Raw genomic sequence first — 20,468 nt, 5'->3', positions numbered from 1 at the left:
CCACATGAACACCACCATGACCCTGGGCGGCCACTTCACCTACTTCGTCACCATCTTCCTGATGGTTGCCGGGCTCTTCATCGTGATCGCCCGTGGCAACCTGATCAAGAAGCTCATCGGCCTGGGCATCTTCCAGACCTCGGTCTACCTGCTCTACATCGCACCCGGCAAGCTGGTCGGTGGCACCGCGCCGATTTTGAGCGACGCCTTCACCGTCTACTCCAGCCCGTTGCCCCATGTGCTGATCCTCACCGCCATTGTGGTGGGCGTGGCCACTCTGGCGCTGGGCCTGGCGTTGACGGTGCGCATCCGCGAAGCCTACGACAGCATCGAAGAAGATGAAATCCTGAACATGGACGCGGTGCCGAGCCGCCAGGAACAAGCATGAGTCTGGCTCAGCACCTGCCTGCCTTGCAGGTGGTCATTCCCCTGCTCGCCGCACCGCTGACGGTGCTGCTGCGTCACCGCACGCTGGCCTTCGCTGTCGCCCTGCTGGCCAGCTGGACGGCGTTTGCCATCTCGATCACGCTGTGGCTGCAGGTCGACGCCAGTGGCACCATCTCCTACGCCATCGGCAACTGGCCGCCGCCCTGGGGCATCGAATACCGGGTGGACCAACTCAGCTCGTTCATGCTGGTGCTGGTCTCGGGCATGGCCTCCGTGGTGCTGCCGTATTGCCGCAGCAGCATTGAGGACGAAGTGCCACAGCAGCAGCACTATTTGTTCTACACCATGTTCGTGCTGTGCCTGACCGGCCTGCTGGGCATTTCCATCACCGGCGATGCCTTCAACATCTTCGTGTTCCTGGAAATCTCGTCGCTGGCCACCTATGTGCTGATTGCGCTGGGCCGTGACCGGCGTGCGCTGGTGGCCTCCTACCAGTACCTGATCATGGGCACCATCGGCGCCACCTTCATCGTGATCGGTATCGGTCTGCTCTACCTGATGACCGGCACGCTGAACATCGCGGACATGGGACAACGACTCGCCGCCGTGCAAGGCACGCGGCCGGTGCTGGCCGCTCTGGCCTTCCTGACGGTCGGTATCTCGCTCAAGCTGGCGCTGTTCCCGCTGCACCAGTGGCTGCCCAACGCCTACACCTACGCGCCGTCGGCGGTCTCGGCCTTCCTGGCGGCCACCGCCACCAAGGTCGCGGTGTATGTGTTGCTGCGTTTCTATTTCTCGGTGTTCGGCCAGTCGCAGGTGTTCGGCCTGCTGCCGATGAAAGAGGCCATGCTGTTGCTGGCCCTGGCCGGCATGTTCGCCGCGTCCACCATCGCCATCTTCCAGTCCGACCTCAAGCGCCTGTTCGCCTACTCCAGCGTGGGCCAGATCGGCTACATCATCCTTGGCCTCTCGTTTGACTCCGCCTCAGGTCTGACCGCCACCATCCTGCACCTGTTCAACCACGGCATCACCAAAGGCGCCATCTTCATGTTGCTCGGGCTGGTGGCGCTGGTCATGGGTGGCACCAGCCTCTCGCGCGTTCAGGGTCTGGGCAAGCGCATGCCTCTCACCAGCTTCGGCATGGTGATCTGCGGCCTCTCGCTGATCGGTGTGCCCGGCACGGCCGGCTTCATCAGCAAGTGGTACCTGCTGCTGGCCGCACTGGAAAACGGCCAGTGGTGGCTGGTGTTCCTCATCCTGCTGTCGTCGCTGCTGGCGGTCGCCTACGTCTGGCGTTTCGTTGAAGTGGCCTACTTCCGCGAACCGCGCCAGGACGTGGACGCGAGCGCCACCGTGCCCTGGTCCATGGGTGTGCCCACGGCCCTGCTCGTGGCGGCCACGGTGTACTTCGGTCTAAGCACGGCGTTCACCGTCGGCTCGGCGAGCAAGGCCGCCACCTTCCTGATGGGAGGGCTGCTCTGATGTTCACCGCCGACGACGCCATCCTGGCCGCCCTGCTCGTGCCCGTCCTGGGCGCCATTGGCATCGCCCTGGCCCACCGCTGGCCCAACCTGCGCGAAGGCATCACGTTGACCACCGCAGTGGCGTTGCTGGCCTGCGTGCTGAACATCCTGCCCTCGGTGCTCGCCGGTGCGCGGCCCACGGCCACCCTCTTCAGCGTGCTGCCCGGGCTGGAGATCGCTTTCGAGGTCGAGCCGCTGGGCATGCTGTTTGCGCTCGTCGCCTCGGGCCTGTGGATCGTCAATTCGATCTACTCCATCGGTTACATGCGCGGCAACAACGAAGCCCACCAGACGCGCTTCTTCGTCTGCTTCGCGCTTGCGCTCACGGCCACCATGGGCATCGCCTTCTCGGGCAACCTGTTCACGCTGTTCCTGTTCTACGAAGTGCTCACGCTGATCACCTACCCGCTGGTCACGCACCACGGCACCGAGAAAGCCCGCCAGGGCGGCCGCGTCTACCTCGGCCTGCTGATGGGTACCTCGGTCCTGTTCCTGCTCCCGGCCCTGGTCTTCATCTGGTACCTGACCGGCACCACCGACTTCACAGCCGGTGGCATCCTGGCCGGCAGGCTCGGTCCCGCCGGTCTGATGGGCCTGCTCGCGCTGTGCATGTTCGGCATCGGCAAGGCCGCCCTCATGCCCTTCCACAAATGGCTGCCTGCGGCCATGGTGGCGCCCACGCCGGTGTCGGCGCTGCTGCACGCGGTCGCAGTGGTCAAGGCCGGCGTGTTCAGCGTGGTCAAGGTCATCGTCTACATCTTCGGGCTCGACACCCTGGGCGTGAACGGCACCACGGACTGGCTGATCCTGCTGGCCGGTTTCACCATCGTCTCGGCTTCGGTCGTGGCGCTCGGCGCCGACAACCTGAAGCGCCGACTCGCCTATTCCACCATCAGCCAGCTGTCGTACGTGGTCATGGCTGCGGCGTTGCTGGCGCCCTTGTCGGTGGTGGGCGCCACGCTGCACATCGCGGCCCATGCGCTGGGCAAGATCACGCTGTTCTTCGCCGCTGGCGCCATCTACACCGCTGCCCACAAGACCGAAGTGAGCCAGCTCGACGGCATCGGCCGGCGCATGCCCTGGACCATGGGCGCCTTCGCCATCGGCGCGCTGTCCATGATCGGCCTGCCCCCGGCGGCCGGTTTCGTCTCCAAGTGGTACATGCTCTCGGGCGCCATGGCGTCCGAGCAGTGGCTCGCGGTGGGCGTGATCGCCTTGAGCACGCTGCTCAACGCGGGCTACTTCCTGCCCATCATCTACCGCGCCTTCTTCGTCGCTCCAGCGCACGACGAACACGACCACCCGCACGGGGAGGCCCCGTTGCCCATGGTGATCGCGCTGACCGCGACCGCCGCCGGCACGGTGCTGCTGTTCTTCGTGCCCGACGTACCGCTGGCGCTGGCCAAACAAATGCTCGGCCTGGGAGGATGACCCACATGCAACAGCCTGCCGACCCCAAACCACACTGGCTTGACCACCCGGCCAACGTCAAGCGCCTCTACCGCGGCTTCCTCGTGGTGCTCGCGCTCACCGTGCTGGCCGAACTGCTGGTGCACCTGCACCCCCACTTCGAGGTGGACGCGCTGTTCGGTTTCAACGCCTGGTTTGGCTTCCTGGCCTGTCTGGCCATGATCGTCGTTGCCAAGGGCCTGGCCCTGGTGCTCAAGCGGCCCGACACCTATTACGACGACAAAAACGATGAATGACCTCGTCCTGCACCCCGGGCTGGTGCTGATCGTTGGCGCCCTGCTCCTGCCGTTCCTGCGCGGCACAGCGCGCTCGGTCGCCATCGTGGCGCTGCCGCTGGTGGTGCTGGGCCTGGTCTGGCAGGTGCCCGATGGCGCGGTCTGGCAACTGCGTTTTCTCGACCACACCATCACCCCGCTGCAAGGCGACAAGCTCTCGCGCCTGTTCGCCACCATCTTCGCGATCATGGCCGTGGGTGGCGGCCTGTTCGCGCTGGGTCAGAAAAGCCGGCTCGAAGTGCCTGCCGCCTTCGTCTACGCCGGTTCGGCCATCGGCGTGGCCCTGGCCGGTGACCTCATCACCGTGTTCGCGTTCTGGGAACTGATGGCCGTGGGCTCCACGCTGGTGCTGTGGAGCCAGGGCAGCGAGGCTTCGTACCGCGCCGCGCGCCGCTACGCCATGGTCCACCTGCTGGGCGGCGTGATCCTGTTCGCTGGCGTCACCGGCCACGTGGTGCAGACCGGCAGCGTCGCCTTCACGCACATGGAAGCGGACTCGATCGCGCACTGGCTGATCCTGATCGGCTTCCTGATCAACGCCGGCGCGCCGCCGCTCTCGGCCTGGCTGCCCGACGCCTACCCCGAGGCCTCCTGGAGCGGCACCGTGTTCCTCTCGGCCTTCACCACCAAGACGGCGGTGTACGTGCTGATCCGCGGCTTCGCCGGCACCGAGTTGCTGATCTGGGTCGGCCTGTTCATGGTGTTCTACGGCATCGTCTACGCGCTGCTCGAAAACGACATGCGCCGCATCCTGGCCTATTCCATCGTGAACCAGGTCGGTTTCATGATCGCGGGCATCGGCATCGGCACAGAGATGGCGCTCAACGGCGCAGCCGCCCACGCCTTCACCCACATCATCTACAAGGCCCTGCTGCTGATGTCGGCCGGGTCGGTGCTGCTGATGACCGGGCGGCGCAAGTGCTCCGAGCTCGGCGGCCTGTTCCACACCATGCCGCTCACCACCGTCTGCGGCACCATCGGCGCGCTGGCCATCTCTTCGTTCCCGCTCACCTCGGGCTTCGTCTCCAAGTCCATGGTGTCGCAATCGGCAGCCGACGGCCACCTGCTATACGTGTGGCTGGCGCTCACCGCCGCCTCGGCCGGCGTGTTCCTGCACGCAGGCATCAAATTCCCCTGGTTCGTCTTCTTCCAGAAAGACTCGGGCCTGCGCCCGGCCGAGCCGCCGGCCACCATGCGCTGGGCCATGGTCTTCTTCGCCTTCCTGTGCATCGCCATCGGCGTCTGGGCCGAGCCACTCTACGCCCTGCTGCCCTACCCCACCACCTATGAACCCTACACCTGGGCGCACGTGCTCGCGCAACTGCAGCTGCTGCTGTTCTCGGGTCTGGCCTTCTTCGTGATGCTGCCGTTCCTGAAACGCACGCTCACCATCACGCTCGACACCGACTGGCTCTGGCGCCGCGTCGGCCCGGCGCTGTACGCGCTGGTGCAGAAGCCGTACACCGCCATCCGGCGCCTGCTGGGCCGCGAACTCGACAGCACCGGCAAAGCCGCCGGCGCCCTGGTGCTGCGCCACTACGGGCAAGACGGTCGCCTCGCCCGCACGTGGTCCACCCGCAGCATGGCCTTGTGGGTATTGGTGCTGCTGATCGGCTACCTGCTGCTTTACTACATCTGAGGCTCAGCGCCTGCCACGTGGCACGGCGCCGATAGAATGCCCTGACCCCTTTCAGGAGCATCCCCATGAGCGTTTACGACAAACTTTCCCAACTCGGCATCGAACTGCCGCCCGTGGCCATCCCGGCCGCCGCCTATGTGCCCTTCGTGCAGACCGGCAATCTCATCTTCCTGAGCGGTCACATCGCCAAGAAAGACGGCAAACCCTGGGTCGGCCAGCTCGGCCTGACCACCACCACCGAAGAAGGCAAGCTCGCCGCCCGCGCCATCGCCATCGACCTCATGGGCACACTCGCCGCCGCCTGCCTGGCCGTCGGCAAGACGCTGGACGACGTGAAGCGCATCGTCAAAGTGATGAGCCTGGTCAACAGCACCGGCACCTTCACCGAGCAGCACCTGGTCACCAACGGCTGCAGCGAACTGCTGGGCGAAGTCTTCGGCCCGCAAGCCGGCGCCCACGCCCGCAGTGCGTTTGGCGTGGCGCAGATTCCGATGGGTGCCTGTGTGGAAATCGAACTGATTGCCGAACTGGGGTAGACCTCAGAGCCGTCACTCCGATGGACAAAAAAAAGAGGCTCCTTCGGGAGCCTCTTTTTTGGAGCAACGGCCCGAAGGCCGCTCACGCCGGGGTCAATCAGACCTTGGAGGCCTTCTTGGCCAGGTCGGTGGCCTGCTTGGAAGCAACGGCAAAGTTGGCCTGGGCGGTTGCAGAAGCTTTCTTGATCGTGGCCTGGGCCGACTCAACAGCTTTCTGGCTCTGGCTCAAGGCGCTCTGGAAAGCAGCCACGGCGGCTTCGGAACCGGCCGGTGCGTTCTTGACCAGCTGGTCCACGGAGGCGCCCAGCGCTTTTTGGGCTTCGGCCACCTTGGCTTCGAACTGCTTGGCGAAATCTTCGCTGCCTTCGGTTGCAATGCTTTGCACGTGCTGGAAGTAGGCGGTCGACTTTTCAGCCAGGGGCTGGAAGAAGGCGGCTTGCAGGCTCATGAATTCCTGGGGCGTCTTGACGGACATGACGGCCTTGGCGTGGTTGAAGGACTCGCCCAAGGCGGCTTTGGAAGCAGCCATGTTGAGTTCGACCAGCTTTTCCACGCCGGCGTAAGCCTTCTTGGCGGCGCCTTCGAAGGCGTCCATGTTGGCTTTGTTGGCGGCGATGATCTGTTCAGCGGGGTTGTTCATTTCGGGTTCCTTGAAGTGGAGGGTTGAAGGAGCCGCTCTTGGACATGCCCCGGATCACCGAGTTATGTTGCAGTGCAGCATGAACGCGATTCTACGGGTAATCCCGAATATGGCAAGCAATTTTGCTGCAGCGCAGCAAAATTAGAGGTGTACCCCAAACCAGGGGTGCCCAACACCCGTGTTCAGAACCAGGTCGTGACCGCGTCCACCACGCGGTAGGCGTCGTCCACCACCGGCATCCAGCGCCATTTGTCAAACGTGGTGCAAGGGTGCGAAATGCCGGAGGCCACGGTCTCGCCGAGCACGGGCCATTCTTCCTCTGGGGCCGAGGCGTCGTAGCGCAGGTAGGCGTGCTGGTCATTCAGGGCGTCGATGCGCCAGTGGGCGGGCACGCTGCGAGGCGCGCCACCTTGCCCGTCCGAACGCCAGATCGGCAAGGGCAGATCAAGGTCGTGGGACACGTCGCGCCGACCCATGCTGAGCAGGGCCAGGCCGGGCTCGGGGCGGCTCTGCACGCAGGCCAGCACCTCCAGCGCGGGCTTCAGGGTCTCCCGCAGGTTCAGGCGCTCGGCCACGCAGCAGAGGTAACGGGTGTAGCGCTGGTGGTCGTGTGTGAGGTAGCAGCCCGAACGCAGCACGCCACGCACCGGCCGGCCCAGGTCGGGTGTGAGCCGCTCGGCCACCAGATCGAAGATGGCGGAGCCACCGGCGCTGAGGATGATTTCTTCATGGGCGAACCAGCCCTGCGCGATGGCTTCGCGGGCGACGGCGTCCACCCGGTCCATCAAGTCGTGCACAGTGGTGCGGTCCCGGGTGTGGTCGCAGGTCGCGGTGGTGCCTTCGTAGCACTCGATGCCGGCGAGCCGGAGCACCGGGCTGGCAGCGATGCGCTGCGCGATCTGCCGGGCTTCGTCAGCCGTGCGGCAGCCGCTGCGCTGGCCAGCGATGCCCAGCTCCAGCAGCACCTCGAACCGGCCCTGGAAACCACGCGCCGTGGCCCATGCTTCGATGGCGTCCACCTGCCCGGTGGCGTCCACGAGGAACATCGAACGCAGCGCAGGCTGCTCGGCGTACAGCAGCGCCAGCGCGTCCAGCTCCGCGCGCTGGATCACCTGGTTCGCGATCAGCAGCACCGGCACACCGTGCCGCGCACCCACCGCCGCCTGGAACACGGTGGCGAAGCTGATGCCCCAGGCGCCCGCGTCCAGCTGCATCTGCCAGAGCTCGGGCGACATGCTGGTCTTGCCGTGCGGCGCGATGGACAGGCCGCGCTGCGCGCAGAAGTCGCGCATCCAGTGCAGGTTGTGCCGCAAGGCGCTCTGTTTGATCACCGCCAGCGGCAGGGCCAGGTCACCGCGCAGAAGCCGCCAGTCCTGTTGGGCGATCTGTTCGCGCGGGATCGGCTCCTGGCCGGTGGGGAAACCTTTGAGGTGGGGACCGAAGGGGCGCTGGCTGTGCATGGTGGAAGCTTTCATCTGAGCGGCCGTTCGGCGGGGACAAGTCAGCGCTGGTTCTTGCGTGCCTGCGCCCGCCGCACCTGACGGCTTTGCGAGGCCTGTGCCGCGGCCTCACCGCGGGCCTGGCGGCGCTTTCTCAGCACCGCCGCCATGGCCCGGGAGATGCCGAAAGCGATGGCGAAGCCGACCACGGCCACCACCACCCCGGAGACGCTGAGCTCCATCACTCCACCCGTGTGACGCGGCTGGGCTTGAAGCCCAGGTCGGCTGCCTTGCCCTTGCGGGCGCGGGCAGCACGGGCGTTGTTCAGGCTGCGGATCTCCAGCGTTTCGTCGCGATCCTTGGCGCCACGGCCGATGCCTTCGATCTTGACGCTGCGGGTGTAGGCCGCTGCGCCGGCGAGCGTGTCCTTGGCCTCGAGGTCGATCAGCATCAGGCCGCGCCCGCCCTTCTCCATCGCCTTGAGTTCGGTGATTTCAAAGGTGAGGATGCGGCCGCCGGTGGACGCGCAGGCCACGTGGGTGGCCGGCAGCAGTGGCTGGCTGCCCGAGGTGCTGGCCACGTGCGAAGGCGCGCAGATGGTCTCCCCCTCCCCCACGCTGATGAAGGCTTTGCCGGCTCGCTGGCGCGACACCAGGTTTTCCACCGTCGCCAGGAAGCCGTAGCCACCGGTGCCGCTGAGCAGCAGCGTGGCGTTGGCGGGGCCTGCAAAGTAGTGCAGCGGTTGTGTGCCCGATTCAAGCTCGATGAGCGTGGTGATGGGCTGACCATCGCCACGCGCGCCGGGCAGGCTGGCCACAGGCACCGAGTACACGCGCCCGTTGCTGCCGAAGACGATGAGCAGGTCCACCGTGCGGCACTCGAAGGTGCCGTACAGGCCATCGCCCGCCTTGAACGCAAAGCTGCCGGCCTCGTGGCCGTGGCCGGTGCGTGCGCGCACCCAGCCCTTGCTGGAGATGACGACCGTGACCGGCTCGTCCACCACCTTGATTTCGGCCACGGCCTTTTTCTCGGTCTGGATCAGCGTGCGGCGTGCGTCCGCAAAGGTCTTGGCGTCGGCCTCGATCTCCTTGACCATCAGGCGCTTCAGGCTGGCCGGGTTGCCCAGGACGTCTTCCAGCTTGCCCTGCTCCTCGCGCAGGTCCTTCAGCTCCTGTTCGATCTTGATGCCTTCGAGGCGCGCCAGCTGGCGCAGGCGGATTTCAAGAATGTCTTCGGCCTGGCGATCGCTGAGCCTGAAGGCTTCAATGAGTGCGGCCTTGGGCTCGTCGCTGTGGCGGATGATGCGGATCACCTCGTCGATGTTCAGCAGCACGAGCTGCCGACCTTCGAGGATGTGGATGCGGTCGAGCACCTTGTTCAGGCGGTGCTGCGTGCGGCGCACGATGGTGGTCTGGCGGAACTCAATCCACTCGCTCAACATGAGCCGCAGGCTCTTCTGCGTCGGCCGCCCGTCCAGGCCGATCATGGTCAGGTTGATTGGCGACGAACTTTCCAGGCTGGTGTGGGCCAGCAGCGCAGTGATGAGTTCTTGCTGCTCGATGCGGCTGCTCTTGGGCTCGAACACCAGGCGCACGGGTGCATCCTTGCTCGATTCGTCGCGCACCACGTCCAGCACCATCAGCATGCTGGCTTTGAGCTGCGTCTGCTCCTGGCTCAGCGCCTTCTTGCCGGCCTTGACCTTGGGGTTGGTGATCTCTTCGATCTCTTCCAGCACGCGCTGGGTGCTCACACCGGGCGGCAGCTCGTTCACCACCAGCTGCCACTGGCCGCGCGCGAGGTCTTCGATCTTCCAGCGCGCGCGCACTTTCAGGCTGCCGCGGCCGGTGCGGTAGGCGTCGGCGATGTCGCCGGCCGGGCTGATGATCTGGCCACCGCCGGGGTAGTCCGGGCCGGGGAGGATGGCGAAGAGTTCTTCGTCGGACAGTTTGGGCGTTTTGATCAGCGCCACGCAGGCGTCGGCCACTTCGCGCAGGTTGTGGCTCGGGATCTCGGTGGCCAGGCCCACGGCAATGCCCGAGGCGCCGTTGAGCAGGTTGAACGGCAGGCGCGCGGGCAGCTGCTTGGGTTCTTCGAACGAACCGTCGTAGGTGGGGATGAAGTCCACCGTGCCCTGGTCGATTTCGTCGAGCAGCAGGCCGGTGATCTTGGCCAGGCGGGCTTCGGTGTAGCGCATGGCGGCGGCACCGTCGCCGTCGCGGCTGCCGAAGTTGCCCTGGCCGTCGATCAGCGGGTAGCGCTGCGAGAAGTCCTGCGCCATGCGCACCAGCGCGTCGTATGCGGCACTGTCGCCGTGCGGGTGGTACTTGCCGAGCACGTCGCCGACCACGCGCGCACTCTTGACCGGCTTGGCCGCCGTGTTGCCGCTGTAGCCCAGGCCCATGCGGTCCATGGCGTAGAGGATGCGGCGCTGCACCGGCTTCTGGCCGTCGCACACATCGGGCAGGGCCCGGCCCTTGACGACGGAGAGCGCGTATTCGAGGTAGGCGCGTTGCGCGTAGGTGGCGAGGTTGTCGGCTTCAGGCTCGCCGGGCAGGCCCAGCGGGAGTTCGGGAGTGAGGATGTCCATGAAGAGGCGGGTTCAGATTCAGAGTTTGGCTGTGGGCAAAGCGCCCTGCCCCGGCATGTTGCCGGTAGAAGAGGTGGTCGTTCGCTGGCGCGACAAGGTGCGCGGCGGCAGGAGGTTCTGGTGCAGTTGCGTCACCTTGCGCACGTAGTCGCGGGTTTCGCGGTAGTTGGGGATGCGCCGGCCGGCGCGCATCACCGCGCCCTCGCCCGCGTTGTAGGCGGCGAGCGCGAGTTCGGTTTCGCCATCGAAGTACTTGAGCAGCCACGCCAGGTAGCTGGCGCCGGCGAGGATGTTGGTGCGCGGATCGGTGAGCCGCTCCTGCAGGGTTTGATGGGTATCTGCCTTGACGCCGAAGCGCCTGGCGGTGTCGGGCATGAGCTGCATCAGACCGACCGCGCCCTTGGGGCTGACCGCGTGGGCATTGAAGCCCGACTCGGTGGCGATCACGGCCTTGAGCAACTCGTATTCGAGTCCGTAAGCGGTGGCGGCTTCGCGGATCAGGTGGCGCACGGCTTTGTACGAGGTGGACACCGCGAACCGGGCCTGCAGCTGCGGTGCGTAGGCCGCACCCGGCGCCATGCCTGGCGGCTTCCTGGCCGCGCGCTGGCCACCGCGGTAAAACAGTTCGTAGCGGCGATCGACCTGGTGGTCGGCAAAGTGCGACACGCCGCGCTTGTCTACAAAACCCCAGATCTCGGCCCAGGCGGGCGCGGACAGCGAGAGCACCAGCGCGACGGCGGTGCCCTGCAGCCAGCGGCGCGCCGTGTGCTTCACACGTCCACCTCGACGGAGTCGCCGTGCAGCTCCATCAGCTCACGGCGCGAAGCGGCCTCGCCCTTGCCCATGAGCTTGGTGATGAGCGCTTCGGTGCCGGCGAAGTCCAGCGAGCCGAGGTTGACCTGCATGAGGCGGCGCGTGTCGGGGTTGAGCGTGGTGTCCCAGAGCTGCTCGGCGTTCATCTCGCCCAGGCCCTTGAAACGGCTGATCTGGCACTTGTCGCGCACCACGCCATCCTTCTCGGCCTTGTCGAGGATGGCGTGCAGCTCGCCCTCGTCGAGTGCGTACTGCTTGACGGCGGGCTTCTTGCCGCGCGCGGGCACGTCCACCCGGAACAGCGGCGGGCGCGCTACATACACATGACCAGCCTCGATGAGCTTGGGGAAATGGCGGAAGAACAGCGTGAGCAGCAGCACCTGGATGTGCGAGCCGTCGACGTCGGCGTCACTCAGGATGCAGACCTTTCCATATCGCAGGCCACTCATGTCGGGCGTGTCCAGCGGGCCGTGCGGATCGATGCCGATGGCGACGGAAATATCGTGGATCTCGTTGTTGGCGAACAGGCGGTCGCGCTCGACTTCCCAGGTGTTGAGCACCTTGCCGCGCAGCGGCAGGATGGCCTGGCTTTCCTTGTCGCGGCCCATCTTGGCGCTGCCGCCAGCCGAGTCGCCCTCGACCAGGAACACCTCGTTGTGCGCCAGGTCCTTGCTCTCGCAGTCGGTCAGCTTGCCGGGCAACACGGCCACGCCCGAACCCTTGCGCTTCTCGACCTTCTGGCCGGCCTTCTGGCGGAACTGCGCGGCCTTGATGGCGAGTTCGGCAAGCTTCTTGCCGTAGTCCACATGCTGGTTGAGCCAGAGTTCGAGCGCCGGGCGCACGAAGCTGCCGACCAGCCGTACGGCGTCGCGCGAGTTCAGCCGTTCCTTGATCTGGCCCTGGAACTGCGGATCGAGCACCTTGGCGCTCAGCACATACGAAGCGCGGGCGAACACGTCTTCGGGCAACAGCTTCACGCCTTTGGGCAAGAGCGCATGCAACTCGATGAAGCCCTTGACCGCCTGGAACAGGCCGTCGCGCAGACCGCTTTCGTGCGTGCCACCGGCGCTGGTGGGGATCAGGTTGACGTAGCTTTCGCGCACCGGCTGGCCGTCTTCGGTGAAGGCCACGCACCAAGCGGCGCCCTCGCCTTCGGCAAAGTTGTCGTCTTTGGCGTCGGCAAAACCTTCGCCTTCGAACAGCGGAATCACCGGTTCGCCGTTGAGGGTCTGCTGCAGGTAGTCGCGCAGACCGCCCTTGAAAAGCCAGGTCTGGGTGTCTCTGGTCTTCTCGTTGACCAGAGTCACCGTCACGCCCGGCATCAGCACCGCCTTGCTGCGCAGCAGGTGCGTCAGCTCGTTCATGGGCAAGACAGCGGACTCGAAATACTTCGCATCGGGCCAGGCGCGCACCGTGGTGCCCTGCTTGCGGTCGCCCTCACCTTTGGGCGTGATCACCAGCTGTTCGATCACGTCGCCGGCCGAGAACGCCAGTTTGGCCACCTGGCCTTCGCGGTAGCTGGTGACTTCCAGCCGGGTGGAGAGCGCATTGGTCACGCTCACGCCCACGCCGTGCAGACCACCCGAGAAGCTGTAGGCGCCGCCCTTGCCCTTGTCGAACTTGCCGCCCGCGTGCAGGCGGGTGAAGACGAGCTCGACCACCGGGGCCTTTTCTTCCGGGTGCAGGCCAAACGGGATGCCGCGGCCATCGTCTTCGATGCTCACCGAGCTGTCGGGGTGCAGGGTGACCTTGATTTTTTTGCCAAAGCCAGCGAGGGCTTCGTCGGCCGCGTTGTCCAGCACTTCCTGGATGATGTGCAACGGGTTGTCGGTCCGGGTGTACATGCCCGGGCGCTGTTTGACCGGCTCCAGTCCCTTGAGGACGCGGATGGAGCCTTCGGAGTATTCGTTGGGAGATTGGGTCGCCATGGGTGCGGATTGTAAGCATCCCGCGCCAAACCACTGGATGCAAATACATAGGAAACACCCGGCATCTCAACCGATTCGAGCTGCGCATCAATGGCGGCCACCGATTTCATGACCCCACGCACCGCTGCGACACCCGGCGAATGCCCGGATTCGCTACAGTCTCGGGATGACTTCGCCACTGGCCACAGCGCCTGCCCCCCGTCTCTCCGCGTTCCAGGTGCTGGCCTGCGGCGCCGCCATCGTCACCCTCTCCATGGGTGTGCGCCACGGATTTGGCCTGTGGCTGCAGCCCATCACCCAGGATCAGGGCTGGACGCGCGAGAATTTCGCTTTCGCACTGGCCATCCAGAACCTCTCCTGGGGCCTGTTCGGCATCTTTGCCGGCATGGCGGCCGACCGGTTTGGCGCCTTCCGCGTGCTGCTGGGGGGCGCCGTGCTCTACGCGCTGGGGCTGGCCGGCATGGCGCTCTCGCCAACACCGCTCACCTTTGCGCTGACCGCGGGTGTGCTGATTGGCGCGGCCCAGGCCGGCACCACCTACGCCGTGATCTACGGCGTGATCGGGCGGCAGATACCGGCCGAGAAACGCTCCTGGGCCATGGGTGTGGCGGCCGCGGCCGGCTCGTTCGGCCAGTTCCTGATGGTGCCCATTGAGGGCTGGCTCATCAGCGCGTTCGGCTGGCAGGAAGCACTGCTGATCCTCGGCGCTGCGGTGCTGCTGATCATGCCGCTGGCGCTGTTCCTGCGCGAGCCGGGGTTTGTGGGCGGCATGGCGCCCAAGCGGGACCAGACCATCGTGCAGGCGCTGCGCGAGGCCTTCAGGTACCGCAGCTTCCAGCTGCTGATGGCGGGGTATTTCGTGTGTGGTTTCCAGGTGGTGTTCATCGGCGTGCACATGCCGAGCTACCTGAAAGACAACGGGCTTTCGCCCCAGGTGGCCAGCTATGCGCTGGCGCTCATTGGCCTGTTCAACGTGATCGGCACCTACGCCGCGGGCGCGCTGGGCCAGCGTTTCCCCAAGCGCTACATCCTTTCGTTCATCTACATCGCGCGTGCGGTGGCGATCAGCGTGTTCCTGATCGTGCCGTTGTCGCCAGCCAGCGTATACGTGTTCGCGGCTGTAATGGGCGTGCTGTGGCTGTCCACCGTGCCGCCGACCAACGCGGTGGTGGCGCAGATCTTTGGCGTGGCGCATTTGTCCATGCTGGGTGGCTTCGTGTTCTTCAGCCACCAGATCGGCAGCTTCATGGGCGTGTGGCTGGGCGGCGTGCTGTACGACCAGACCGGCAGCTACGACATCGTCTGGTACATCTCGATCGCACTGGGCGTGTTCGCCGCGCTGATCAACCTGCCGGTGCGCGAATCGCCCATCACCCGCGGTCCGCAACGCATGGGAGCGGCGGCATGAAGCCTTTGGCCGTCAAGGCGCTGGTCTGGACGGTCGTGGGGTTGGCCCTGCTGGGCACGCTGGCGCTCTACAACCGGCCCGACTTCCTCGTGAATCTCGCCGACCAGCTCTGGAGCTGTTTCTGATGCACGGCACCGAATCGCCTTCGGCCTGGGTCCAGCGCTGGTCGCACCTGGTCCCCGCGAACGGCTCGGTACTGGATGTGGCCTGCGGTCATGGCCGCCACCTGCGCTGGTTCGCGCAGCGCGGCCATCCGGTGACGGGTGTGGACCGCTCGCCAGAAGCCATCGATGCGGTGTCCGGGCTGGGCCGGGCCGTGCTGGCCGACATCGAAAACGGCCCCTGGCCCTTTGCCGGCGAGACATTTGACACCGTGGTGATCACGAACTACCTCTGGCGCCCGCTGCTGCCGCAGATCGTGGCCAGCGTGGCGACCGGTGGCGTGCTGATCTACGAGACCTTCGCCGCCGGCAATGAAACCGTGGGCAAGCCCTCACGGCCCGACTTCCTGCTGCGACCCGGCGAGCTGCTGCAGGTCGCGGCCGGCTTGCACGTGGTGGCGTTTGAAGACGGCTTCACCGACCGGCCCGAGCGCTTTGTGCAACGCATCGCGGCGGTGCGAAAACCCCCGGATACATCCGCCCTGCCCGCGCGGTATCCGCTGGATGCCACTGGGTAGAATGTCAGATTCGCGCGTCCGCTGACGACAGCCTCCCCGGGAGGGCTCGCACGGCCGGCGCCCACCTCTTGAGCAACCAGCTTATGAAACCCATCACCGGCAGCATCGTGGCCTTGGTCACGCCCATGAACACCGACGGCAGCGTGGACTACCCCGCGCTGCGCAAACTGATCGACTGGCACATTGCCGAAGGCACCGATTGCATTGGCGTGGTCGGCACCACGGGCGAGTCGCCCACCGTCACCGTCGAGGAGCACTGCGAAATCATCCGCGTCTCGGTGGAGCAGGCGGCCAAACGCGTGCCCATCATGGCGGGCTGCGGAGCCAACTCCACGGCCGAAGCCATCGAGCTGGCCAAGTTCGCGCGCAGCGTCGGTGCCGACTGCCAGCTACAGGTCGTGCCCTACTACAACAAGCCCACGCAAGAGGGCCAGTACCAGCACTTCAAGGCCATCGCCGAAGCCACCGGCGACCTGCCCATCGTGCTGTACAACGTGCCCGGTCGCAGCGTGGCCGACATGTCGGTCGACACCGCCCTGCGCCTGGCGCAGGTGAAGGGCATCGTCGGCATCAAGGAAGCCACCGGCAACATCGAGCGCGCGCAATGGCTGATCCGCGAAGCGCCCGAAGGTTTCGCGATCTACTCCGGTGACGATCCGACCGCCGTGGCGCTGATGCTGTGCGGCGGTCAGGGCAACGTGAGCGTGACGGCCAACATTGCCCCTCGCCTGATGCACGAGCTCTGCGTGGCCGCCATCGCGGGCGACACCCGCAAGGCCATGGACATCCAGTTGCGCCTGATGCCGGTGCACAAGAACCTGTTCGTCGAAGCCAACCCGATCCCGCTCAAGTGGGCCATGGCCCGCATGGGCCTGTGCTCGGAAACCATGCGCCTGCCGCTCACACCCATGTCCCGCGCCCTGGAACCCCTGGTCGAAGGGGCGCTCAAAGACAGTGGCCTGATCGATTGAACCTGGTCGCCTGACCTCCCCCTTTTTTCCCGAACCCGAGTCTGCTCATGCAAGTCACTTCAAACTGCCCGACGTCCCTCACGGCAACACAACGCGCTTCGCGACCTCTGGGGCGCATTGGTGTGATCGCCGTGGCCGCCATGCTGGCGAGCGGCTGCACCATGCTGCAGGAAGACAAGATCGACTACAAGAGCGCCCAGCGCGGCAGCACGCTGGACGTGCCACCCGATCTGACACAGCTCAGCCGTGACTCGCGCTACAACGTGCCGGGCACTGCGGTCACCGCCAGTGGCCAGCAGGCGGCCCAGGCGGCGGTCACGCCCGGCATCACGGCGGTGTCTTCGGTGGGCGATGTGCGCATCGAACGTGCGGGCAACCAGCGCTGGCTGGTGGTGAACCGCCCGGCCGAACAGCTGTGGACGCCGGTCGGCGACTTCTGGAAGGAAAACGGCTTCGTGCTGGAACTGGACCAGGAAAAACTGGGCATCATGGAAACCGACTGGGCCGAAAACCGCGCCAAGATTCCACAGGACTTCATCCGTTCGACCATCGGCAAGGTTTTTGACAACCTCTACTCCACCGGCGAACGCGACAAGTTCCGCACCCGCCTCGAACGCAACGCCGCTGGCGGCACCGAAATCTTCATCAGCCACCGCGGCATGGCCGAGGTCTACACCAGCAGCCAGAAAGACCAGACCATATGGCAGCCCCGGCCTTCCGACCCGGAGCTGGAGACCGAGTTCCTGCGCCGCCTGATGGTCAAGCTTGGCGTGAGCGAGGCGCAGGCCCAGGCCGTGGCGGCCGCAACGCCCGCGCAGGCCGCCGCCAAGGTGACCCTGCTGGGCCAGCAGCCCGTGGTCCAGCTCGATGACGACTTTGACCGCGCCTGGCGCCGTGTCGGCCTGACGCTGGACCGCACGGGCTTCACCGTCGAAGACCGCGATCGCACCCAGGGTGTCTATTTCGTGCGCTACGTGCCCACAACGGCGGCCGACGCCCAGAAGCCTGGCTTCTTCGGCCGTCTCTTCTCCAGCTCAGCCCCCCAGGTCAGGCCCGCCAAATACCGGGTGAAGGTCCAGAGCACTGGCAACAGCAGCACGGTCTCGGTGCTCAACGAACAGGGGCAGCCTGAATCATCGGCCACCGCCCAGCGCATCGTTCAACTGCTCGCCGACGATCTCAAATAAGCCACCCTGTGCCGGCCCGGATGGGAGGCACCCACGAAAAAGCCGCCCGAGGGCGGCTTTTTTTCTGGACGGGCAAAACCCGATCCAATTACTGAGCTGGCTTGACTGCGGCCTTGGCGGCGTCGGCGGCAGCGGCAGCGGCGTCCTTGGTGGCGTCGGCAGCAGCAGCGGCAGCGTCCTTGGTGGCATCGGCAGCGGCAGCGGCGGCGTCGGTGGTGGCGGCTGCTGCGTCCTTGGCGGCATCGGCGGTGGCGGCAGCCGCGTCCTTGGCGGTGTCAACCACAGCGGCTGGCTCAGGGATGGTGACTGCGGCTTCTTCTTTCTTGCCGCAAGCGGTCAGGGTCAAAGCGGCAAGCAGGCTGGCGAGGAGGATGGATGTTTTCATGGTGGTATTCCTGTGGATGAAGATGAACAAACTTCGAATAGTTATGAATCAACCCAAAAAAAAACCCGAATACAGGATTCGAGCTCGGTTGACCCAGTCAGACAACCCTTAAAGACCCGGCTTCCAGACTGGAACAGAATAATAGCCGGAAAAATGCATACGTATTTACCCTTATCATCTTTTTCTTTTTCTCACAGAGATGTGTTGCTTAAGAAGCCACATCCCATACAAAAGCTCACAAACCGAGCGTGGTGGCCGGAAACGACGGGCTGCCCATGTCCCAGCACGTGTCCAGCCGCTCCTTCAAGGCCACGCGCCGTCGGGCATCCACACTGGCCACCACTGTGCAGCGCATCACATCAAGCCGCTCCATGGTCCAGCCGGGTGACCAGATGGCACTGGGCAGCTCGGTGCCCACCAGGCTGGCGCAGGCGTGGGCCTGCACCAGGTGCGACCACGTGACGCGCCATTGCACCAGGCGGGGATGCAGCTGACGCAAGGGGCTGAAGTCCCGCGCCATGAACTGGATGTGGCGCCCGCGCCCGGCCCAGGCCTGCAGGGCATCGATCACCACCCGCTCGCCCAGCGGCCAATCGGCAAAGTCCGGGTCGCTCAGGATGATGTGCGTCCAGCCCTCCCGGGCAGCGCAGACCATGGCCTGTCGCACCAGATCGGCGAAGACCTGCCGGCCTTCCAGCCGCCCCTCCGGCAACGCCTGCTCGGGTGTTCCCGAGTCTGATGCGGACTCTTGACTCATGGCTCCACCTCCGTCAACGCAAAGAACGAACGAATCAATCGGCCGCCACACGGTGCAGCCAGCCGGCTTCAAACCAGTCCTGCAGCAACGCCTGCGCATCGGTGCTGGCGCGTGCGGCCTGGCGGGCATCCAGGCGGCGCTGATCGGCCAGCGTGCGCATCAGGCGCGCATCCGCACCGCCGGCGCGGAAACTTTCCCCGTTGATGAACACGTGGCGATCGTCGTACATCATGCGCGTGCGCCGGTCCAGCGCCAAGGGGCCGGGCGCCCAGTCTGACTCGGGTTCTTCGAACCAGACGCGGGGCTTGGGTTCGGTCATCACCTCACCCAGCGCACAGGCCAGCGATTCGCGCTCGGCCAGCAAACGCTGCAGGCCATCGGCCGCAAAGGCCTCCAGCGCGGGCGGCATGGCCGCGGGCGTGGCGGTGGCGGGCTGCGTCGGATCGCGGTAGAGCGTGGCATCGTCGAACTCTTCGGCCATGCGCTGCAACAGTTCCCCCGCCAGACCACCCCGTTGCGGCACACGGAAACCGACCGAATAGGTCATGCAGTCATCGCCCACGGCCACGCCATCGTGGGCCCAGCGCGGCGGCAGGTACAACATGTCGCCGGGGTTGAGCAGGTGCTCTTCCTCGGGCTCAAAGTTGCTGAGGATCTTGAGCGGCACGTTCGGCTCCAGCGACAGGTCGCTCTGGCGACCGATGCGCCAATGGCGCTGGCCGCTGGCCTGCAGCAGGAACACGTCGTAGCTGTCAAAGTGCGGCCCGACGCCGCCGCCGTCGCTGGCCCAGGAAATCATCAGGTCGTCCAGCCGGGCGTCGGGCACGAACCGGAAGCGCTGAAGCATCTCGTGGGCCACGTCCAGATGCAGGTCCACACCCTGCACCAGCAGGGTCCAGCGTTTCTGCTTCAGCGGCGGAAAAGCGGTGCGGGCGAAAGGGCCGCGCTTGAGTTGCCAGCCGGCCGGCTTGCTCACGATCATGCGCGATTCAACCGCTTCTTCGGCGGCCATGGCAAACAGCGCCTGGCGGTTCAGGAACGGCTTGAAATCCGGAAACGCGTTGCGGATCAGCAAGGGTTTTTTCTGCCAATAGCGGCGCATGAATTGCGCGGGTGAGAGACCGCCGAGCATTTCGCGGGGCATGTCGGGGCTGAAGGTATTGGGGTTGGATGGGGTGGCTTGGGTCATGGGACAATTGTCTGATGAAAACGACGATGAAAATCACCCCTCAGTGCGTCGTCGCGCTGACGTGGACACTCAAGGACACCCTGGGCGAAGAGCTGGACGTGCTGGAAGAGCCGATCGAATTCCTGGTGGGGGGCAACGATCTGCTGGCCGGGCTCGAAGAGGCGCTGCAGGGCCATGTGGAAGGCGATACGGTGGAGCTGCAGCTCGAACCCCAGCACGCCTTCGGCGACTACGACGATCGCCTGCTCTTTCTGGAGCCGCGCCACCTGTTCCCGGACAACCTCGAAGAAGGCATGGGCTTCGAGGGACTGCCCGAGGGCTGCAACGCTGCTGCGCCGCGCGACCGCCTGTATTTCGTGAGCGACATTTACCCCGATCATGTGGTGATGGATGGCAACCACCCCCTGGCGGGCATCGCCTTGCGCATCCACCTCAAGGTGCACGCCGTGCGCGAAGCGCTGATCAGTGAAATCGGTCGTGGCACGCTGGGCGCGGGCTTCTTCCGCATGCAGGTTGACAACGGCGATGCACCGTCAGACCCGGACCAAGCTGCGGGCAAACCCACGCTTCACTGATCCTGCGAAACGGATCGCCTCCAAAAACGAGAGGGCTGCACATGCAGCCCTCTCGTTGTTTCTGGTGAAGATTCGCCGTG

General features: G+C 65.6%; 21 protein-coding genes. 12 read left to right on the top strand and 9 right to left on the bottom strand.

The annotated features are described in order from the left end of the window. Positions 1-4: 4 nt before the first annotated feature. The 6 genes from F3K02_RS26490 to F3K02_RS26465 all read left to right on the top strand — a co-directional run bounded on the left by F3K02_RS26490 (position 5) and on the right by F3K02_RS26465 (position 5,830). Positions 5-388, top strand: a complete 384-nt coding sequence (locus tag F3K02_RS26490) for a cation:proton antiporter subunit C (protein WP_210822182.1) — start codon at positions 5-7, stop codon at positions 386-388. Next, the gene (locus F3K02_RS26485) at positions 385-1,869 is read left to right on the top strand and encodes a monovalent cation/H+ antiporter subunit D family protein (protein WP_210822180.1); all 1,485 of its coding nucleotides are present in this window, start codon (positions 385-387) and stop codon (positions 1,867-1,869) included. Before F3K02_RS26490 ends, F3K02_RS26485 begins: the two co-directional genes overlap by 4 nt. After that, positions 1,869-3,341 (top strand): monovalent cation/H+ antiporter subunit D family protein, encoded by a 1,473-nt coding sequence (locus F3K02_RS26480; protein ID WP_177139590.1) that lies wholly within the window; start codon positions 1,869-1,871, stop codon positions 3,339-3,341. Before F3K02_RS26485 ends, F3K02_RS26480 begins: the two co-directional genes overlap by 1 nt. Before the next feature lie 5 nt (positions 3,342-3,346). Further along, the gene (locus F3K02_RS26475; RefSeq protein ID WP_177139589.1) at positions 3,347-3,616 is read left to right on the top strand and encodes a hypothetical protein; all 270 of its coding nucleotides are present in this window, start codon (positions 3,347-3,349) and stop codon (positions 3,614-3,616) included. Further along, positions 3,609-5,294, top strand: a complete 1,686-nt coding sequence (locus F3K02_RS26470; RefSeq protein WP_177139587.1) for a Na(+)/H(+) antiporter subunit D — start codon at positions 3,609-3,611, stop codon at positions 5,292-5,294. Before F3K02_RS26475 ends, F3K02_RS26470 begins: the two co-directional genes overlap by 8 nt. A gap of 65 nt (positions 5,295-5,359) precedes the next feature. After that, positions 5,360-5,830, top strand: coding sequence for a RidA family protein (locus tag F3K02_RS26465; protein WP_177139585.1), 471 nt, complete (start codon positions 5,360-5,362; stop codon positions 5,828-5,830). Between the two features lie 97 nt (positions 5,831-5,927). Here F3K02_RS26465 and F3K02_RS26460 read toward each other — a convergent pair whose 3' ends face one another. From F3K02_RS26460 to F3K02_RS26435, 6 genes are all read right to left on the bottom strand, one after another. Beyond that, positions 5,928-6,470: a phasin family protein gene (locus F3K02_RS26460; RefSeq protein ID WP_177139582.1), complete on the bottom strand. Its 543-nt coding sequence runs from the start codon at positions 6,468-6,470 to the stop codon at positions 5,928-5,930. Between the two features lie 182 nt (positions 6,471-6,652). Next, a complete protein-coding gene (locus F3K02_RS26455) occupies positions 6,653-7,945 on the bottom strand; it encodes an amino acid deaminase (RefSeq protein WP_177139580.1) in 1,293 nt (430 codons plus the stop codon). 26 nt (positions 7,946-7,971) lie between these two features. After that, positions 7,972-8,151, bottom strand: a complete 180-nt coding sequence (locus F3K02_RS26450; protein ID WP_177139577.1) for a hypothetical protein — start codon at positions 8,149-8,151, stop codon at positions 7,972-7,974. Further along, positions 8,151-10,496 carry a DNA topoisomerase IV subunit A gene (parC, locus tag F3K02_RS26445; protein WP_177139575.1) on the bottom strand — a complete coding sequence of 782 codons (2,346 nt, stop codon included), beginning with the start codon at positions 10,494-10,496 and terminating at the stop codon, positions 8,151-8,153. Before parC ends, F3K02_RS26450 begins: the two co-directional genes overlap by 1 nt. A gap of 18 nt (positions 10,497-10,514) precedes the next feature. Continuing rightward, entirely contained in the window at positions 10,515-11,270 is a 756-nt protein-coding gene (locus F3K02_RS26440; RefSeq protein ID WP_177139573.1) for a transglycosylase SLT domain-containing protein, read from the bottom strand. Then, positions 11,267-13,237 (bottom strand): DNA topoisomerase IV subunit B, encoded by a 1,971-nt coding sequence (locus F3K02_RS26435; RefSeq protein ID WP_177139571.1) that lies wholly within the window; start codon positions 13,235-13,237, stop codon positions 11,267-11,269. The genes F3K02_RS26440 and F3K02_RS26435 overlap by 4 nt, the downstream gene beginning before the upstream one ends. Before the next feature lie 166 nt (positions 13,238-13,403). On the opposite strand from F3K02_RS26435, the gene F3K02_RS26430 reads away from it, so the two are divergent. The 5 genes from F3K02_RS26430 to bamC all read left to right on the top strand — a co-directional run bounded on the left by F3K02_RS26430 (position 13,404) and on the right by bamC (position 17,482). Continuing rightward, positions 13,404-14,645, top strand: coding sequence for an MFS transporter (locus F3K02_RS26430; protein WP_177139569.1), 1,242 nt, complete (start codon positions 13,404-13,406; stop codon positions 14,643-14,645). Beyond that, on the top strand, positions 14,642-14,770 hold the full coding sequence (locus F3K02_RS27825; protein WP_281362908.1) for a hypothetical protein: 129 nt from the start codon (positions 14,642-14,644) through the stop codon (positions 14,768-14,770). The genes F3K02_RS26430 and F3K02_RS27825 overlap by 4 nt, the downstream gene beginning before the upstream one ends. Next, entirely contained in the window at positions 14,770-15,324 is a 555-nt protein-coding gene (locus F3K02_RS26425; RefSeq protein WP_177139567.1) for a class I SAM-dependent methyltransferase, read from the top strand. Before F3K02_RS27825 ends, F3K02_RS26425 begins: the two co-directional genes overlap by 1 nt. 83 nt (positions 15,325-15,407) lie before the next feature. Further along, positions 15,408-16,295, top strand: coding sequence for a 4-hydroxy-tetrahydrodipicolinate synthase (gene dapA / locus F3K02_RS26420; RefSeq protein WP_177139565.1), 888 nt, complete (start codon positions 15,408-15,410; stop codon positions 16,293-16,295). Positions 16,296-16,435: 140 nt separating this feature from the next. Further along, entirely contained in the window at positions 16,436-17,482 is a 1,047-nt protein-coding gene (bamC, locus tag F3K02_RS26415; protein ID WP_425485648.1) for an outer membrane protein assembly factor BamC, read from the top strand. Between the two features lie 88 nt (positions 17,483-17,570). Here the strand turns inward: bamC and F3K02_RS26410 are convergent, their stop codons facing one another. The 3 genes from F3K02_RS26410 to F3K02_RS26400 form a co-directional block, all read right to left on the bottom strand. Then, positions 17,571-17,867 (bottom strand): hypothetical protein, encoded by a 297-nt coding sequence (locus F3K02_RS26410; protein ID WP_177139561.1) that lies wholly within the window; start codon positions 17,865-17,867, stop codon positions 17,571-17,573. A gap of 235 nt (positions 17,868-18,102) precedes the next feature. Continuing rightward, positions 18,103-18,624: a hypothetical protein gene (locus F3K02_RS26405; protein ID WP_177139559.1), complete on the bottom strand. Its 522-nt coding sequence runs from the start codon at positions 18,622-18,624 to the stop codon at positions 18,103-18,105. Between the two features lie 34 nt (positions 18,625-18,658). Further along, entirely contained in the window at positions 18,659-19,813 is a 1,155-nt protein-coding gene (locus F3K02_RS26400; protein WP_246309828.1) for a JmjC domain-containing protein, read from the bottom strand. Between the two features lie 26 nt (positions 19,814-19,839). Between F3K02_RS26400 and F3K02_RS26395 the strand changes: the two genes are divergently transcribed. Then, complete coding sequence (locus tag F3K02_RS26395; RefSeq protein ID WP_177139557.1) at positions 19,840-20,388, top strand: FKBP-type peptidyl-prolyl cis-trans isomerase; 549 nt, start codon at positions 19,840-19,842, stop codon at positions 20,386-20,388. The last annotated feature ends 80 nt before the right edge of the window (positions 20,389-20,468 follow it).

The sequence above is a fragment of the Hydrogenophaga aromaticivorans genome, assembly GCF_013387465.1.
GTDB classification, from domain to species: Bacteria; Pseudomonadota; Gammaproteobacteria; order Burkholderiales; family Burkholderiaceae_C; genus Hydrogenophaga; species Hydrogenophaga aromaticivorans.
Note: the sequence above shows the minus strand (reverse complement) of the source record. Positions and strands in the feature narration are given on the sequence as shown.

Excerpts from the sequence above, each read along its gene's own strand:
- F3K02_RS26470 (WP_177139587.1), top strand. The coding sequence starts at position 3,609 with ATGAATGACCTCGTCCTGCACCCCGGGCTGGTGCTGATCGTTGGCGCC.
- F3K02_RS26400 (WP_246309828.1), bottom strand. The coding sequence starts at position 19,813 with ATGACCCAAGCCACCCCATCCAACCCCAATACCTTCAGCCCCGACATG.
- F3K02_RS26465 (WP_177139585.1), top strand. The coding sequence starts at position 5,360 with ATGAGCGTTTACGACAAACTTTCCCAACTCGGCATCGAACTGCCGCCC.
- F3K02_RS26425 (WP_177139567.1), top strand. The coding sequence starts at position 14,770 with ATGCACGGCACCGAATCGCCTTCGGCCTGGGTCCAGCGCTGGTCGCAC.
- F3K02_RS26480 (WP_177139590.1), top strand. The coding sequence starts at position 1,869 with ATGTTCACCGCCGACGACGCCATCCTGGCCGCCCTGCTCGTGCCCGTC.
- F3K02_RS26435 (WP_177139571.1), bottom strand. The coding sequence starts at position 13,237 with ATGGCGACCCAATCTCCCAACGAATACTCCGAAGGCTCCATCCGCGTC.
- F3K02_RS27825 (WP_281362908.1), top strand. The coding sequence starts at position 14,642 with ATGAAGCCTTTGGCCGTCAAGGCGCTGGTCTGGACGGTCGTGGGGTTG.
- parC (WP_177139575.1), bottom strand. The coding sequence starts at position 10,496 with ATGGACATCCTCACTCCCGAACTCCCGCTGGGCCTGCCCGGCGAGCCT.
- F3K02_RS26405 (WP_177139559.1), bottom strand. The coding sequence starts at position 18,624 with ATGAGTCAAGAGTCCGCATCAGACTCGGGAACACCCGAGCAGGCGTTG.
- F3K02_RS26490 (WP_210822182.1), top strand. The coding sequence starts at position 5 with ATGAACACCACCATGACCCTGGGCGGCCACTTCACCTACTTCGTCACC.
- F3K02_RS26475 (WP_177139589.1), top strand. The coding sequence starts at position 3,347 with ATGCAACAGCCTGCCGACCCCAAACCACACTGGCTTGACCACCCGGCC.
- F3K02_RS26430 (WP_177139569.1), top strand. The coding sequence starts at position 13,404 with ATGACTTCGCCACTGGCCACAGCGCCTGCCCCCCGTCTCTCCGCGTTC.
- F3K02_RS26395 (WP_177139557.1), top strand. The coding sequence starts at position 19,840 with ATGAAAATCACCCCTCAGTGCGTCGTCGCGCTGACGTGGACACTCAAG.
- F3K02_RS26485 (WP_210822180.1), top strand. The coding sequence starts at position 385 with ATGAGTCTGGCTCAGCACCTGCCTGCCTTGCAGGTGGTCATTCCCCTG.
- dapA (WP_177139565.1), top strand. The coding sequence starts at position 15,408 with ATGAAACCCATCACCGGCAGCATCGTGGCCTTGGTCACGCCCATGAAC.
- F3K02_RS26410 (WP_177139561.1), bottom strand. The coding sequence starts at position 17,867 with ATGAAAACATCCATCCTCCTCGCCAGCCTGCTTGCCGCTTTGACCCTG.
- bamC (WP_425485648.1), top strand. The coding sequence starts at position 16,436 with ATGCTGGCGAGCGGCTGCACCATGCTGCAGGAAGACAAGATCGACTAC.
- F3K02_RS26460 (WP_177139582.1), bottom strand. The coding sequence starts at position 6,470 with ATGAACAACCCCGCTGAACAGATCATCGCCGCCAACAAAGCCAACATG.
- F3K02_RS26450 (WP_177139577.1), bottom strand. The coding sequence starts at position 8,151 with ATGGAGCTCAGCGTCTCCGGGGTGGTGGTGGCCGTGGTCGGCTTCGCC.
- F3K02_RS26455 (WP_177139580.1), bottom strand. The coding sequence starts at position 7,945 with ATGAAAGCTTCCACCATGCACAGCCAGCGCCCCTTCGGTCCCCACCTC.